The organism is Streptomyces sp. CB01201 (assembly GCF_002803085.1).
Taxonomy (GTDB): Bacteria; Actinomycetota; Actinomycetes; order Streptomycetales; family Streptomycetaceae; genus Streptomyces; species Streptomyces hundungensis.
In genome coordinates this window covers 139,026-154,655 of sequence record NZ_NNBJ01000016.1, presented here as the reverse complement: position 1 = coordinate 154,655, position 15,630 = coordinate 139,026, and the positions used below count along the sequence as shown (strand labels likewise).

14 protein-coding genes are annotated in these 15,630 nt (G+C 70.6%); 9 read left to right on the top strand and 5 right to left on the bottom strand.

The genetic code is table 11. The features are described 5' to 3' along the window. Positions 1-32 precede the first annotated feature (32 nt). The 3 genes from CG740_RS29600 to CG740_RS29590 form a co-directional block, all read right to left on the bottom strand. Positions 33-812 carry a sulfite exporter TauE/SafE family protein gene (locus CG740_RS29600; RefSeq protein ID WP_100578339.1) on the bottom strand — a complete coding sequence of 260 codons (780 nt, stop codon included), beginning with the start codon at positions 810-812 and terminating at the stop codon, positions 33-35. 37 nt (positions 813-849) lie between these two features. After that, positions 850-1,041, bottom strand: a complete 192-nt coding sequence (locus CG740_RS29595; protein ID WP_100578338.1) for a hypothetical protein — start codon at positions 1,039-1,041, stop codon at positions 850-852. Between the two features lie 133 nt (positions 1,042-1,174). Then, entirely contained in the window at positions 1,175-2,839 is a 1,665-nt protein-coding gene (locus CG740_RS29590; protein ID WP_234376542.1) for a ferredoxin reductase family protein, read from the bottom strand. Positions 2,840-3,282: 443 nt separating this feature from the next. Here CG740_RS29590 and nirB point away from each other — a divergent pair, with 443 nt between their 5' ends. The 5 genes from nirB to CG740_RS29565 all read left to right on the top strand — a co-directional run bounded on the left by nirB (position 3,283) and on the right by CG740_RS29565 (position 8,572). Continuing rightward, complete coding sequence (gene nirB / locus CG740_RS29585) at positions 3,283-5,751, top strand: nitrite reductase large subunit NirB (RefSeq protein WP_100578379.1); 2,469 nt, start codon at positions 3,283-3,285, stop codon at positions 5,749-5,751. Further along, complete coding sequence (nirD, locus tag CG740_RS29580; protein ID WP_100578337.1) at positions 5,748-6,086, top strand: nitrite reductase small subunit NirD; 339 nt, start codon at positions 5,748-5,750, stop codon at positions 6,084-6,086. The genes nirB and nirD overlap by 4 nt, the downstream gene beginning before the upstream one ends. A 9-nt stretch (positions 6,087-6,095) precedes the next feature. After that, positions 6,096-6,680 carry a TetR/AcrR family transcriptional regulator gene (locus CG740_RS29575; protein WP_100578336.1) on the top strand — a complete coding sequence of 195 codons (585 nt, stop codon included), beginning with the start codon at positions 6,096-6,098 and terminating at the stop codon, positions 6,678-6,680. Positions 6,681-6,819: 139 nt separating this feature from the next. Beyond that, the gene (locus CG740_RS29570; RefSeq protein ID WP_100578335.1) at positions 6,820-7,584 is read left to right on the top strand and encodes an SDR family NAD(P)-dependent oxidoreductase; all 765 of its coding nucleotides are present in this window, start codon (positions 6,820-6,822) and stop codon (positions 7,582-7,584) included. Positions 7,585-7,648: 64 nt separating this feature from the next. Beyond that, on the top strand, positions 7,649-8,572 hold the full coding sequence (locus tag CG740_RS29565; protein WP_100578334.1) for an oxidoreductase: 924 nt from the start codon (positions 7,649-7,651) through the stop codon (positions 8,570-8,572). 24 nt (positions 8,573-8,596) lie between these two features. Here the strand turns inward: CG740_RS29565 and CG740_RS29560 are convergent, their stop codons facing one another. Further along, positions 8,597-9,001, bottom strand: coding sequence for a VOC family protein (locus CG740_RS29560; RefSeq protein WP_100578333.1), 405 nt, complete (start codon positions 8,999-9,001; stop codon positions 8,597-8,599). A 279-nt stretch (positions 9,002-9,280) separates the two neighbouring features. On the opposite strand from CG740_RS29560, the gene CG740_RS29555 reads away from it, so the two are divergent. The 4 genes from CG740_RS29555 (at position 9,281) to CG740_RS29540 (ending at position 14,332) form a co-directional block, all read left to right on the top strand. Further along, complete coding sequence (locus CG740_RS29555; RefSeq protein WP_100578332.1) at positions 9,281-11,146, top strand: APC family permease; 1,866 nt, start codon at positions 9,281-9,283, stop codon at positions 11,144-11,146. A 140-nt stretch (positions 11,147-11,286) separates the two neighbouring features. Continuing rightward, positions 11,287-12,540: an ABC transporter substrate-binding protein gene (locus CG740_RS29550; protein WP_199846612.1), complete on the top strand. Its 1,254-nt coding sequence runs from the start codon at positions 11,287-11,289 to the stop codon at positions 12,538-12,540. Positions 12,541-12,545: 5 nt separating this feature from the next. Then, positions 12,546-13,454, top strand: a complete 909-nt coding sequence (locus CG740_RS29545) for a carbohydrate ABC transporter permease (RefSeq protein ID WP_234376541.1) — start codon at positions 12,546-12,548, stop codon at positions 13,452-13,454. After that, a complete protein-coding gene (locus CG740_RS29540) occupies positions 13,454-14,332 on the top strand; it encodes a carbohydrate ABC transporter permease (protein WP_100578330.1) in 879 nt (292 codons plus the stop codon). Before CG740_RS29545 ends, CG740_RS29540 begins: the two co-directional genes overlap by 1 nt. On the opposite strand, the gene CG740_RS29535 is transcribed toward CG740_RS29540, so the two are convergent. Continuing rightward, positions 14,290-15,339 carry an ArsR/SmtB family transcription factor gene (locus tag CG740_RS29535; protein WP_100578329.1) on the bottom strand — a complete coding sequence of 350 codons (1,050 nt, stop codon included), beginning with the start codon at positions 15,337-15,339 and terminating at the stop codon, positions 14,290-14,292. The two genes, CG740_RS29540 and CG740_RS29535, sit on opposite strands and share 43 nt — an antisense overlap. Positions 15,340-15,630: the final 291 nt, after the last annotated feature.

The following is a 15,630-nucleotide window of genomic DNA, read 5'->3' as shown; positions in this document are numbered from 1 at the left end:
GCACCGACAACCTCAGCCCCCCAGCGGAGCGACTACCCGTTCCACTGATCAAACGCAAGCTTGGCCACCAGCGAGAACACCACCACCAACAGCACCCCCCGCACGAACTCGCTCCCCCTGCGCAGCGCCATGCGCGCCCCCAGCATGCCCCCCGCGAGGTTGAACACGGCCATGATCCCGGCCAGTTGCCACATCACATTGCCCTGGTAGGCGAACATCGCCAACGCCCCCGCGTTGGTGCAGACGTTCACGATCTTCGCCGTCGCACTCGCCGTCACCAGATCCAGATGCAGCACAGCCGTGAGCGCAAGGACCAGGAACGTGCCGGTACCCGGCCCGAAGAGCCCGTCGTAGAGCCCGATCCCACCCCCGACCAGCACGATCGCGGTGACCGTACGGGCCCGGGTGACGGGCCCCCCACCGACCCCCGTACCGAACGCGGGCCGGAACATGACGAACCCCGCGACGCCGAGCAGCACCACGAGGATCACCGGCCGCAGCACCGCGCTGCTGATGCCCGCCGCGAAGAACGCCCCCGTCATGGAGCCCGCCAGCGCCGCGAGCCCGATCCGCACCGCCGTCCTCACCCGCACCGGCGCCCTGCGCACATAGGTCACGGCCGCTCCCGACGTACCGACGATGGCGACGGCCTTGTTGGTGCCGAGGATGTGGGCCGCCGGCACGTGCGGCAGGCCGAGCAGGAGCGCGGGCAGCATGAGCAGCCCGCCACCGCCGACCACGGCGTCGATCCATCCCGCGGCCCCCGCGGCCAGGCACAGCACGATGAGCACGGTCAGCGATATGTCGGGCATGATCGCGACTTTAAGGAGCGGCGGACGGGTGCGTCTATTACTTTCCGGATGCTTGAGCGAGATCTGAGCCAGCGGCCGCGGCCCGGTCGGGGGCGGGCGGCGCGGCCGGTGTGACGGCGGCCGCCAGGAACGTCGCCGCGAGGGCACTGACGGCGGTGAGCCCCGCGGCGAGCCGGCGCCGGGCACGGTCGAGGGGGACGGGGGTGGCGCACTTGCGGTGACGGGCCATGACGGGACGATTCCTCGGGGCTCGGTTGCACGGGGGCTCGGTCGTACGGGGCTGAACGGGGGCTCGGGCGTACGGGCTGTACGGGCTGTACGGGGCTCGGTCGCACCCGGGCTCTGCCGCACAGCACACGGCTTCAGAAGCTGAACTGCTCGCTGTGGATGTGCTGTTGGGGCACCCCTGCCTTGACGAGCGAGGCGGTCGCCGCGGCCGCCATCGGACCGGGCCCGCACAGATAGACGTCGTGCTCGGCCAGCTCGGGCACCAGATCGCGCAGGGCCTGCGGCGCGAGCGGGTCGAAGGCCGCGTCGGAGGGACCGAGCAGATAGTGCAGTGCGGCCCCGCGCGCCACGGCGATGGCCTCCAGCTCGTCCCGCAGCACCAACTGCGCCGCGTTGCTGGCCCGGTAGAGCAGCGTCAGGTCGCCCGGCGCCGCGGGCAGCGCCTCGAACAGGACCCGCATCGGCGTGATGCCGACCCCGCCCGCGAGGAGCAGCACCTTACGACGCGTACGGCGGTGCGCGGTCATCGCACCGAAGGGGCCGGTGGCCAGCACCCGGGTGCCCGGACGCAGCCGGCGCATCCGCCGGCTGTGCACACCGAGCGCCTTGACGGTGATCCGTACGGTGTCGTCCCTGACCGGCGCGGACAGCGAGAACGGCAGCGAGGTGTGCCACAGCCTGCGCTGCACGAACCGCCAGCGCAGGAACTGCCCCGGTTCGGCGCGCAGCGCGTCGAGCCCGGTGCCGCGCATGACGACGGAGACGACATCGGGGCTCTCGTCACGCACCTCGACCACCCGCAGACCGTGCCGCAGCGCCTGCCGCACGGGGACCACACCCCGATACCAGACGATCAGCACCGCGACCGTGGCATGCAGCATCGCCCAGGCCCACACGGTGAGCGGACTGCCGGACACATCGGGGCCCACCAGCTGATGGGCGAAGGCCAGTGCGGCCCCGAGGTAGGTGAGGAAGTGCACGGCACGCCACGTCTCCTGGGAGATCCGCGCCCGCGCGACCCGCACCGAACTCACCCCGGCAGCACCGAGCGCCAGCGTCCCGAACGCAGCCGCCACAATGCCTCCGTAGCCCAGCAGTTGAGCCGTCGCCCGCAGCACATCGGTACCGGTGTACGCGGCGTATCCGCACAGCGCGAGCACCCCATGCGCACCGACGAGGCCCAGGACATAACGCCCGCCGAGCGAGTGCCAGCGGGCGAGCCGGTCGGCCCCCACCCCGTGCTCGACCGCCGGAACGCGGGCCATGAGCAGCAGCATCACCAGGATTCCGTATCCGGCGAGCAGCCCGGACAGATGGGCCGCGCCCGCGAACAGCGCGTCCAGCCGCGCGGACGGCTCGGCCTGGCTGCCCCACAGCAGGCTCACCGCCCCGGCCCCCGCGACGATCCCGCGCCGCATGACCCGCGGCCGGATCCGAAGCGCCGGGACCCGGACAGCCCCAGTCCCGGCGTCGGCCCCGGCCCCGGTCGCGGCCCCGGTCTCGGCCGCCGTCTGCGGGGCCCGCTCCGCGAAGACCTCCCGAGTGGGCCCGCTGCGCTCCGGCCGCGGCTGAGCGGGGACGGGGTCGGGGTCGGGGTCGGGGTCGGGGGCGGCCGGTTGAACCGGGTGCATCGGCTGGGCCGGCTGAACCGGAGGCGCCGGATGGGCCGGGTAGGTCGGGTAGGTCGGAGGAGCCTCCTCGAACTGCCCGGGCTGCCCGGCCTGCTGGGACTGCTGCGCGAGATAGGCGGACAGCGCTGGGTACGCGGCTAGCTGCGGGTCGGTGGCCTCGATCGTCACGTCCGGCAGCCTAGGTCGGCAGCGCCACCAAAAGGCCCTGGTCAGAGCCAGATCCGGGATCCTTAAGGCCCCCTTGAGGATGGGCTGACCACCGATTAAGCCGACCGGCGCGGCCCGGGCCGCTCTCGTAGGGAGCCTCGGCGCCTCACACCCCACCCCCCGCCCCGCTGAGCGCAAGGTTCCCCCGCGGAAATCGGCGGGATGCGGACGGGTAACAGCCGCCGCGCACGCTGAACGCATGAGTACGGACACCGTGGCGAGCGGCGGCGGCAAGGCGGACGCCCGCAGGACCCGCCGGGCCGATCAGACCCCGGCCTCGCCCCATCCCCGCCCCCGCCCCGGTGACCGTCATCGGCGAGGAGGCCCACGCCGTACCACCCGCGACGGAGGTTCCTGACGTGCCCAACGAACGCCTTTCCACGATCGTGGTCGTCGGCCACGGCATGGTCGGCCAGCGCTTTCTGGAGGCGCTCGCCGAGCGCGGCGCGACCGGCCGGGCCCGGGTGGTCGTGCTGGGTGAGGAACCCCGCCCCGCCTACGACCGGGTGCGTCTCAGCTCGTACTTCGAGGGCAGCACACCGGACCAACTCAGCCTCGTTCCGCAGGACTTCATGCGTCGGCACGGCATGGAGCTCCACGTCGACGACCCCGCCGAGTCGATCGACCGGGCGGCGCGCACCGTCACCGTCCGCTCGGGTCGCACCTTCGCGTACGACACGCTCGTCCTGGCCACCGGCTCGTTCCCGTTCGTGCCGCCGGTACCCGGCAAGGACCTCACCGGCTGCTTCGTCTACCGGACGATCGAGGACCTGCGCGCCATCGAGGCGTACGCCAAGACCGCGTCGACGGGCACGGTGGTGGGCGGCGGGCTGCTCGGACTGGAGGCGGCCGGGGCGCTGAACGGGCTCGGCCTCGCCACCCACATCGTGGAGTTCGCGCCCCGGCTGATGCCGGTACAGGTAGACGAGGGCGGCGGCGCGGCGCTGCTCCGCACCATCGAGAACATGGGCCTGACCGTGCACACGGGGGTCGGCACGCGGGAGATCACCGCCGACGGTTCGGGACGCGTCAATGGGATGACACTTTCTGACAGCTCTCATCTGTCGACCGACCTCGTGATCTTCTCCGCCGGTATCCGCCCCCGCGACCGGCTGGCCCGCGACTGCGGCCTCGCGGTCGGCGAGCGCGGCGGCATCGTCATCGACGAGCGGTGCCGCACCAGCGACCCCGCGGTGTTCGCGGTCGGCGAGTGCGCACTGGCCGCGGACGGCCGGGTGTACGGCCTGGTCGCGCCGGGCTACGACATGGCCGAGACCGCGGCCGACGCCATCGCCGGCGACGCACAACGCACGTTCACCGGGGCCGACTTGTCGACGAAGCTGAAGCTGCTCGGCGTGGACGTCGCCTCCTTCGGCGACGCGCACGGCTCGACCGGGGGCTGCCTGGACGTCGTCTACGCGGACTCCCGCTCGGGGGTCTACAAGAAGCTGGTCGTGTCCGGCGACGGTGTGCTGCTCGGCGGCGTGCTGGTCGGCGACGCGGACGCGTACGGCATGCTGCGCCCGCTCACCGGGCACGTACCGCCGGTCGCCCCCGAGCGCCTGGTGCTGCCCGCCGGGCTCGGCGCGCCGGCCGCGTTCGGCCCCGAGTCGCTGCCCGACGATGCCGTCATCTGTTCCTGCCACAACGTCACCAAGGGCGCGATCGGAGCCTGCGCCTCGCTGCCCGAGGCCAAGAAGCGCACCAAGGCCGGTACCGGGTGCGGGAGTTGTGTCCGGACCATAGGGATGCTGTTGCCGGAGTCCGGGGACGGCGGCCTGTGCGGCTGCTTCGCCCAGAGCCGCCGGGAGCTGTATGAGATCGCGCTCGCACTGCGCATCACCACCTTCACCGAACTCCTCGACGGCCACGCCCGCGTGTGGGCGCGTGGCGGCGAGGGCTGCGAGATCTGCAAGCCGGCGGTCGCCTCGATCCTGGCGGGCCTCGGCAACGGGCACATCCTCGACGGCGAGCAGGCCGCGCTCCAGGACACCAATGACCACTTCCTCGCCAACTTGCAGCGCAACGGCTCCTACTCGATCGTGCCGCGCATCCCCGGCGGCGAGATCACGCCGGACAAACTCATCGTGATCGGCGAGGTGGCCCGGGACTTCGGCCTCTACACCAAGATCACCGGAGGTCAGCGCATCGACCTCTTCGGCGCGCGTGTCGACCAACTCCCCTCCATCTGGACCAGGTTGGTGCAAGCAGGCTTCGAATCGGGGCACGCGTACGGAAAGTCACTGCGTACGGTCAAGTCGTGCGTGGGGCAGACCTGGTGCCGCTACGGGGTGCAAGACTCGGTGCGGATGGCCATCGATCTGGAGCTGCGCTATCGCGGACTGCGCTCGCCGCACAAACTGAAGTCGGCGGTATCGGGGTGCGCACGCGAGTGTGCCGAGGCACAGTCGAAGGACTTCGGCGTGATCGCCACGGCCAACGGCTGGAACCTGTACATCGGCGGCAACGGCGGCGCGGCCCCGCGCCACGCGGATCTGCTCGCCCAGGATCTGACGGACACTCAACTCGTGCGTCTGATCGACAGGTTCCTGATGTTCTACATCCGTACCGCCGACCGTCTGGAGCGCACCTCGGTCTGGCTGGAGCGGCTCGACGGCGGCCTCGCCCACGTCAGGGATGTGGTGGTGAACGACTCGCTCGGCATCTGTGCCGAGTTGGAGGCCCTGATGGCCGCGCACGTGGCGGGCTATCGCGACGAGTGGGCCGAAACCCTCGACGATCCCGAGCGGCTCGCCCGCTTCGTGTCCTTCGTGAACGCACCCGGCGCTCCCGACCCCTCGGTCCGCTTCGTGCCCGAACGCGACCAGATCAAGCCCGAACTCCCCCTCCTCACCCTGGGAGCCACCCGATGACGACAGTTCAACTCAGGCTGGAAGGCGGCTGGTTCACGATCTGCGAGGCCGCTCTCCTCACCCCCGGACGCGGCGTCGCCGCCCTCCTTCCGGACGGCAGCCAAGCCGCCGTCTTCACCGACCGGCGCGGGCGAACGTATGCGATCGACAACCGCGACCCGTCCACCGGCGCCTATGTCCTCTCCCGCGGGCTGCTCGGTTCCACACCGGAAGGCCGCCCCTATGTCGCATCGCCGCTCCTCAAGCACCGCTTCGACCTGGAGACCGGCGCCTGTCTCGACGACGCGGCGTTGGCCGTGGGGACTTACTTGACCGAACGTTCCAGTCAGTTCTAGTGTCGCGGTGTGGCCAGGACCAAGGAATTCGATCCGGACGCCGCGCTGCGTTCGGCCCTGGAGCTGTTCTGGCGGCGCGGCTACGAGGCGACATCGATGGCGGACCTCGTCGAGCACCTCGGCATCGGCCGCGCCAGCATCTACGCGACGTTCGGCAACAAGCGCGAGCTGTACCTCAAGGCTCTCGACCGCTACGCCGAACACCGCGACGCCGCGCTGCTCGCCGAGCTGTCCGCGCCCGGCCCCGCACTGCCCGCCGTGCGCGGCGTGGTGCGGCGCTTCGCCGCCGAGTCCACGGCCGAGCACTCCCGCCTGGCCGGCTGTTTCGTCACCAACACCGCGGCCGAACTGGCCCCGCACGACCAGGCCGCGGCCCGCCGGGTCGAGCTCAGCTGGGGGCACATCGAGACGCTGCTGCACTCCGCGCTCGTACGCGCCCAGGCGCAGGGCGAGCTGCCCGCGGGCCGCGATCCGCGGGGCCTCGCCCGGATGCTGCTCGTCTTCTTCCAGGGAGCGCGGGTCGTCGGCAAGGCCTCGGCAGATCCGGGCCGGGTCCGGGACGCGGCCGAACAGATGCTGACGTTGCTCGACTGACCACGGCCGGGCGATATCTGATATCGCGTTGACATTTTTCCCTTTTCCCTTTCCCCCCCTCCCCCTACCGCCCACCCACCTACACATCCGCTCACCCTCGCGCCCGCACGCCCGCATAACAGAACGATTGGTCAAGAATATGTCTGCTCGTTTCGCCCACAAGTCCGTCCTCGTCACCGGCGCCGGATCCGGTCTCGGCCGGGCCGTCGCGCTGGCGTTCGCCGCCGAGGGGGCACGGGTCGCCGTCGCCGGGCGTACGGCCGCGTCCCTCGACGAGACGGTCGCCCTGATCACGGAGGCGGGTGGCACGGCGGATGCGTTCCTGGCCGATGTGTCCCACTCCCCCGCCGTGCGCACCCTCGTGGCCGATGTGGTCGAGCGGTTCGGCTCCCTCGATGTCGCGGTCAACAACGCCGGGGTGTTCCGCGGCGGGGCACCCGTCGTCGAGCTGCCGGAAAGCGACTGGCAGACATTGATATCGGTCAACGTCACCGGCGTCTTCCACGCCCTCCAGGCCGAGATCGCCCAGATGCGCACCCAGCCGTCGGGCGGCGCCATCGTCAACATCGCCTCCAACCTGGGGGCGCACCGCCGCGCCCCCGGTCTCGCGGCCTACATCGCGTCCAAGGCCGCCGTCAGCGCGCTGACCAGGGCCGCCGCGCTCGACCACATCCGGGATGGGATCCGCATCAACGCGGTGAGCCCGGGCCCCCTGGCCACCAGCATGTCGCTGCGGCCCGGCGAGAGCGAGGCCGAACGGGCCGTGCGCATGCAGGAGGTTCAGCCGCTCGGCCGGGTCTCGACGACGGCGGAGGCCGCCGCGGCCGTGCTGTACCTGGCGTCCGACGACGCCGCATCGGTCGTCGGCACGGACCTCGTCGTCGACGGCGGCGCGTCCGCCTGACCTCCCGCTCCCCGCACGCCCCCGCGCCCGGCCCGCCCCGCATACCCCCCGGTACGGTGGGGGCATGACTCAGGGTTGGAATGCTCAGGACATCCCCGACCAGAGCGGTCGTACGGCCGTCGTCACCGGGGCGAACAGCGGCATCGGGCTCGTCACGGCGCGGGAGTTGGCCCGCCGGGGCGCACGGGTGGTGCTCGCCTGCCGCAGCGAGGCCCGCGGCCGGGCGGCCGAGGAACGCATCCGGGGCGAAGTACCGGACGCGCAGGTCGAGTTCCGGCCGCTCGATCTGGCCGATCTCGCCTCGGTGCGGGACTTCGCGGCGAAGCTTCCGTACGAGCGGCTCGATCTGCTGATCAACAACGCGGGTGTGATGGCGCTCCCGTTCGGGCGGACGGCGGACGGGTTCGAGAGGCAGTTCGGCGTCAACCACCTGGGGCACTTCGCGCTCACCGGGCTGTTGCTGCCCAGGCTCCGGGCGGCCGGGGCGGCGCGCGTGGTGAGCGTGTCCAGTGGGATGCACGCGCTGTCCAATATTGACATCCGTGATCTCAACAGCGAACGCCACTACCGGCGTTGGATCGCCTACGGGCGGTCCAAGTCGGCGAACCTGCTGTTCATCCACGAGCTGGCGCGCCGGCTTCGGGCGGCGGGCTCGGACGTGGTCGCCGCCGCCGCGCATCCCGGTTATGCCGCGACGAACCTTCAGACGCAGGCGGTCCGGATGGAGGGCCGGCGTCGGGCCGAGCGGATCGTCGAGCTCGGCAACCGGATCATGGCGCAGCCGGCCGAGGCCGGGGCGCTGCCGACGCTGTTCGCGGCGACGGCGCCCGGGGTGCGGCCGGATTCGTTCACCGGCCCGTCCCTGATGATGTGGCGCGGCTCGCCCGCCACGTCCTGGCGGGCGGGCTGGACGCTGAACGATGTGGCCGGTGAGCGGCTCTGGTCGGCTTCGGAGCGGCTCACCGGCATCGCGTACGAGGCCGTGTGACGTACGAGGGGCGTTGAGCCGTGCTCAGGCGTTGATCGCGGCCGGGTCCATGTACATGACCTCCCAGTGGTGCCCGTCGGGGTCCAGGAAGGAGCGGCCGTACATGGGCCCCTGCTCCATGGTCTCCTGCGCGGGTGCGCCGCCGGAGGCGAGGGCGGTGTCGACGAGGCGGTCGACCTCGTCGCGGCTGTCGGCGCTGAGGCAGACGATCGACTCGACGGTGGTGGCGGTGTCGGCGATCTGCCGCTGGGTGAAGCCCTTGAAGAACGGCTCGGTGAGCAGCATCGCGTAGATGGTGTCGCTGATGACCAGGCAGCCCGCGTTCTCGTCGGTGAACTGGGGGTTGAAGGAGTAGCCGAGCTTGCCGAAGAAGGTCTTGGAGCGTTCCAGGTCCTTCACCGGCAGGTTGACGAAGATCATGGTGGGCATGTCGTGCTCCCTCGTGGGTGGTGGCCTTGCTGACGAGGGGTAGACGGCGGCGGTTCCGGAAACTCATCGTCGCGCGGGGTCCTTTTTTCCGGCCGACGGCGCCGCCCGTCCTCCCCCGCCTTCGAGCCCGGCCTTCGAGCCCGGCCTTCGAGCAGCCCGTACCCCCCGTGCCGCCGGTACCGCCCGCCGCGTCAAGGGTGCGTATGGATGCGGGCGCCGTCCGACAAGGGGGCGCCAAGGGCGGCCGGACCGGGGTCCGCGGGGTCGCAGGCTGGGCGCATGCTCACCACGTCGAAGGCCGTCGTCAGCGACGCCGCCCCCGAAGAACCCCCTGGAGTGGTCGACCGGCACCGGCTGACCGCGACGCAGGGGCTTGCCGCGCTCTCCCTCGACGCGATGGCGTCGGTGGCGTACGGACCGGAGGCGGTGGTTCTGGTCCTCGCGTCCGCCGGTGCGTACGGGCTCGGTTTCACGTTGCCGGTGACGCTGGCCATCGCCGGGCTGCTCGCGGTGCTGGTCGCCTCGTACCGGCAGGTGATCGCGGCTTTTCCGAACGGCGGCGGCTCGTATGCGGTGGCCCGGCGTCATCTGGGGGCGCGGGCGGGTCTGGTCGCGGCGGCGTCGCTGATCCTGGACTACGTCCTGAACGTGGCCGTGTCCGTGACGGCGGGGGTGGCGGCGCTGACGTCGGCGTTTCCGGGGCTCTACGGTGACCGCCTGGTGATCTGTCTCGGGGTGCTGGTGCTGGTCACGGCGGTCAATCTGCGCGGCATCGTCGATTCGGCGAAGGCGTTCATCGTGCCGACCGGGGTGTTCGTCGCGGCGATCCTGGCGATCGTGGTGGTCGGTCTGTTCCGTTCGGCGCCCGTGTCCACGCAGGCCGCAGACGGCCATGCGTCGGTGCTGGCGGGGAACGCGACGAGCGTGGGGGCGCTGTTGTTGCTCAAGGCCTTCGCGTCGGGCTGTTCGGCGCTGACGGGGGTCGAGGCCGTGGCGAACGCGGTGCCGTCGTTCCGTGCTCCGGCCGCGCGGCGGGCGCAGCGCACCGAGGTGGCCCTCGGCGGTCTGCTCGGGGTGATGCTGGTGGGTCTGGCGGTTTTGATCGGCCGGTTCCATCTCCAGCCGGTGGAGGGGGTCACGGTGCTGGCGCAGCTCGCGGATGCGTCGCTGGGCCACAACTGGGCTTTCTATGTGGTGCAGTTCGCGACGGTGGTGTTGCTGGCGCTGGCCGCGAACACGTCGTTCGGGGGGTTGCCGGTGCTGATGTCGCTGCTGGCCCGGGACAACTATCTGCCGCATGTCTTCGGTCTGAAGGCGGACCGTCAGGTGCACCGGCACGGGGTGCTGGCGCTGGCGGCGGTCTCGGCGGTGCTTCTGGTGTTCTCCGGCGGTGACACGAACACGCTGGTCCCGCTGTTCGCGATCGGTGTGTTCGTCGGGTTCACGATCTGCCAGACGGGGATGGTGATCCACTGGCGTGGGGAGCGTTCTCCCGGGCGGCACGGGAAGGCGCTCCTCAATGGGGTGGGCGCGGTGCTGACGGGTGTCGCGGCGGTGGTGGTCGCCGCCTCCAAGTTCACCGAGGGTGCCTGGCTGATCGTCGTCGCGCTGCCGTTGCTCGTGCTCGCCTTCGAGGCGGTGCACCGGGCGTACGGGCGGATCGCCGAGCGGCTCGATCTGGGCCGGGTGCCCGAACCGCCGCGCCGGGACCGGTCGTTGGTGATCGTGCCGGTGTCGCATCTGTCGCGGCTGACGTGTGAGGCGCTGAATGCGGCGGTGTCGCTCGGCGACGAGGTGCGGGCGGTGACGGTGAGCCATCCCGATGAGGAGGACCGGCGGGAGACGGAGGCGTTGCGCCGCGACTGGGAGCTGTGGAATCCGGGCGTGGAGCTGGTCGAGCTGGCCTCGCAGCACCGCAGTCTGGGCCGTCCGGTCGCGGACTATGTGAGCCGGGTGCACACCTATCATCCGCGGACCCGGGTGACCGTGCTGATACCGGAGGTGGAGCCGGCGCACATCTGGCAGCGGGTGTTGCAGAATCAGCGCGGGGCGGTGCTGGCGCACGCGGTGCGCAAGGACACGGATGCGGTGATCTGCCGGCTGCGCTTCAGGCTGTCCCCGGCCTCGGCGCGGTACGAGGCCTGAGGCTCCGGGTTCCGGCGGCGCCGGTGGGGCGGAGGCGGGTCCGGGCGGGCCGACACACCATCGCAATACCCCTGTCGTAATCCCCCTGCATGGTTGATCGTTGAGCCGTACAGCGGGATGACGAACAGGGGGCGTACGCCATGACGATCAGCCGCCGGACACTGCTCGGCAGCGGGGCCGCACTGGGCCTGCTCACCGCATGTGGCTCCAACACCGGTCGGGGCAAGGACGGTTCGACGGGCGGGAAGGTCGCGCTCGGCCACTGGTACCACCAGTACGGCGAGCCGGGGACGGAGGACGCGGTCCGCCGCTATGCGGCCGCGTACGACCGGGCGAAGGTCAACGTCCAGTGGCGGCCGGGCAATTACGACCAGCAGACGGCGGCCGCGCTGCTCACGGATGCGGGTCCGGACGTGTTCGAGGTCAACGGGCCGACGCTGGACCAGATCCAGGGCGGCCAGGTCGTCGACCTGACCTCGCTGCTCGACGGGGTGAAGGACGATTTCAATCCGGCGGTGCTGGCGCCGAAGACGTACGACGGCAGGATCTGGGGCGTTCCGCAGGTCGTCGATACGCAGTTCCTCTACTACCGCAAGAGTCTGCTGGCCGCGGCGGGTGTGCGGCCGCCGGCCACGCTCGATCAACTGGTGGACGCGGCACGGGCGTTGACGCGGGACAGGGTCAAGGGGCTCTTTCTGGGCAATGACGGCGGGGCGGGTGTGCTGGGCGGTACGCCGCTGTACGCGGCCGGGCTGAGTCTGGTGACCGCCGACGGCGCGGTGGGCTTCGACGATCCGGCGGCCGCGCGCACGCTCGGCAAGCTCCATCAGTTGTACGCCGACAAGTCGCTGCTGCTCGGGGCCCCTTCGGACTGGTCGGATCCGGCCGCGTTCACGCAGGGCCTCACGGCGATGCAGTGGTCGGGGCTGTGGGCGCTGCCTGCGGTGCTCAAGGCGCTCGGTGACGACTTCGGGGTGCTGCCGTTCCCGAAGGACGGGCCGGGTGGGAGGCCGTCGGTGCCGGTGGGGGCGTATGCGGCGGCGGTGTCGGCGCGCTCGAAGCACCAGGCGGAGGCGAAGGCGTATGTGAAGTGGCTGTGGGTCGAACGGGCCGATTTCCAGGAGGACTTCGCGCTGTCCTACGGCTTCCACATTCCGGCGCGGCTCTCGCTCGCGAGGAGGGCGGCGAAGCTGCGCGAGGGCGCGGCGGCCGATGTGGTGTCGTTCGTGACGGACCACGGGTACGCACAGCCGCTGCTGTGGACGCCGGCGCTACAGACCGCGTATCAGGACGCGTTGAACCGGATCATCAAGGACGGGGCGAGTGCGGACAGTGAGCTGAGGGCGGTCGTGCGCAGGGCGAAGGACGAGCTTCAGCGGGTGAAGAAGCACTGAGCGCCGTGCGACGTCGGGTTTCGGACAACACGCTGTGGTTCTGGGTCTTCGTCGGCCCCTTCGCCGCGGGTCTGGCCCTGTTCACGTATGTCCCGCTGCTGTGGAGCGTGTACCTCAGCTTCTTCGATGCCCACAACACGGTGTCGCCGACGGACTTCGTGGGGTTCGGCAACTACACGGCGATGCTGCGTGACGGGGCGTTCACGTCCAGTCTGGGGACGTTCGCGGTGTTCTCGCTGTTCATCGTGCCGGCGACGTACGCGCTGTCGCTGGGGCTCGCGCTGATGGTGCACCGGGTGCGGCGTTTTCAGGCGTTCTTCCGGTCGGTGTTCTTCCTGCCGGCGGCCTGTTCGTATGTGGTGGCGGCGCTGATCTGGAAGATGTCGCTGTTCAGCGGGGTGCGGTTCGGTCTGGTGAACACGGTGCTCGGCTGGTTCGGGGTGGAGCAGACGGCGTGGCTGTCGACGACGCATCCGCCCTGGTACTGGCTGGTGATCGTGACGGTGCGGCTGTGGTTGCAGGCCGGGTTCTACATGGTCCTGTTCCTGGCCGGGTTGCAGCGGATCAGTCCGCGGCTGTACGAGGCGGCGGCGGTGGACGGGGCGCGGCCGGGCTGGCAGGTGTTCCGGTACATCACGTTCCCGCAGTTGCGGGCGACGTCGGTCGCGGTGGTGCTGCTGCTTGTGATCAACGCGTTCCAGGCGTTCGACGAGTTCTACAACCTGCTGTCGGACGCGCGTGGCTATCCGCCGTATGCCCGCCCGCCGCTGGTCTACCTGTACTACACGGCGCTCGGGCAGGGGCAGAACCTGGGGATGGGCAGTGCGGGTGCGGTGATCCTCGCGTTGATCATCGCGGTGGTGACGGTGTTCCAGGCCCGTTGGTTCGGCCTGGGTCGGAAGGAGGCCGACTGATGGGCGTGTTCCGAGCCGGCGGTGCCCCGCGCGGGGGGCGGCCCGAGGATCCTCTGGTGCGGGTGGGGCGGGCGCTGCGCTGGGTGATCCTGGTGGCGCTCGCGCTGTTGTTCCTGGTCCCGTTCTATCTGCTGGTGCGCAACGGCCTGTCGGCGGAGCGGGACATCACCTCGCCCTCCTGGACGTTCTTCCCTTCCAGCGTGCACTGGTCGAACGTGCGGGAGCTGTTCGACGATCCGGCGGTGCCGATGGCGCGGTCGTTGCTGAACTCGGCGCTGATCGCGGTGGCGACGACGGTGGGCACGCTGCTGTTGGCTTCGCTGGCGGGGTACGGGCTTGCGCGGATCCCGTACCGGTTCGCCAACCAGGTGTTCTACGCGGTGATCGGGACGTTGATGGTTCCCGCGGCGGTCACGTTCGTACCAAGTTTCGTTCTTGTTTCGTCCCTCGGCTGGGTGTCGAGCTTGCGGGGTCTGATCGTTCCGACGCTGTTCTCCGGGTTCGCGTGCTTCGTCTTTCGCCAGTTCTTCACGGGATTTCCACGAGAGTTGGAGGATGCGGCCCGGGTCGACGGTCTTGGATATTGGCGGACGTACTGGCGGATCGTGGTACCCAATGCCCGTCCGGTCTTCGCGGCGGTCGGCACCATTGTGTTCATCGGTGCCTGGAATTCCTTTCTGTGGCCGCTGGTCATCGGCCAGGACCGGGACGCCTGGACGGTGCAGGTGGCGTTGTCCACCTTCACCACGGCCCAAGTGGTCAACCTGCACGAGCTGTTCGTGGCGGCGGCCGTGTCCATCGTCCCGCTGGTCCTGGTCTTCCTGCTGCTCCAGCGCTACATCGTGGCGGGCGTGGAGCGTTCCGGGATCGACGACTGAGCCGCCTGGGACGGCCGGCGCGGCCGCGGCACGCGCGGGGTGCCGCCGCACAGCAGGGCGGAGCCGAGCGGGGTCAGCGTATGCAATACGGAGTTGCCGTGCCGCAGGGTGACCAGGAGGCCGGCGTCGCGCAGGACTCCGGCGTGCTGGCTGGCGGAGGCGAGCGACACCCCTGCCCTGCGGGCGAGTTCGCTGGTGGTGCAGCCGTTTCCGATGGCCATGAGCACGCTGGACCGGGTGTGTCCGACGAGCCGGCCGAGCGAGGTGGTGCGGCCGGGCCCTGGCGGGGACTCATAGGGCGCCTGGGTGTGGGTGACCGGGTAGACCAGGACGGGCGGCAGTTTCGGGTCGTGGAGGGCGACGGGGGTGCGACGGCAGAAGAACGAGGGCTGGAGCAGCAACCCCCGCCCGTTGAGGTGGAGTTCGCGGTCCACCGGATAGTCGGCCTCCAGGACGGGGGCGCGCCAGCGCAGCATCGGCGGCAGGGAGTCCAGGAGTTCGCTCGCCCCGCCGTCGAGCAGGGCGCGGCCGCGGGCGGCCCGGTCGGCGTCGACGCGGGCCTGTATGTGGGCCCAGTAGGGGGAGACGGCCGCCTGGTGGTAGGCGGCCAACGCGTCGGCGAGGCGGCCGAGTTGGGTGGTGCAGCCGTCGGCGAGGGCGGCGGCCCAGCCGGTGGTGGGGCGGCCGCCGGGGAGGCGGGAGAGTTCGGCGTCGAGGCGCTCGGGTCCGGTCTCGCGAATGCGCATCAGGCCGGCGTCGAGGGAATGCGGGCCGTGTGGCGGGGTGAGAAAGTCGGGGAAATATCCGCGACACGGAACGACTGCGGAGAGCAATCGTGTTTCTCCGCTCAATCGGCCGCGAGTTTCCTGTCGCCATTCACCGAATACGGAGGCGCCCCGCCGGTCCCTTAAGCGGTGAAAGCTGAGAATCGTTTCCCACAGCGTGTCGGGACCCGGCGCCATACGGAGCCGGGCCAGATCCTCGCCGGTGAAATGAATGCGCAGCACCGAAACCCCACCTGTCCACTGTCTGCAACGTGTTGCCTTGTTGTTGCATCCGCAATTGATCCCCCGACCGACTCGACTGAGTATGCCTCCCGTCACTGCCCGTGACCACGGGCCTTTCAGCCACAGTTGAAAGGCCTCGCGGAAGGGGCGCCCGGAGCGAAAGGCTGTACCGCGTCGGGCACGACACCGAGCCGACCGGAAAGATTCTGCGAAGACCGTGGGGGGCTTCACAGTGTCTGGCGGCGGTGGGCGTAGGTGGCGGCTCCGTGCTCGGCGTGGTTGACAGAGTGC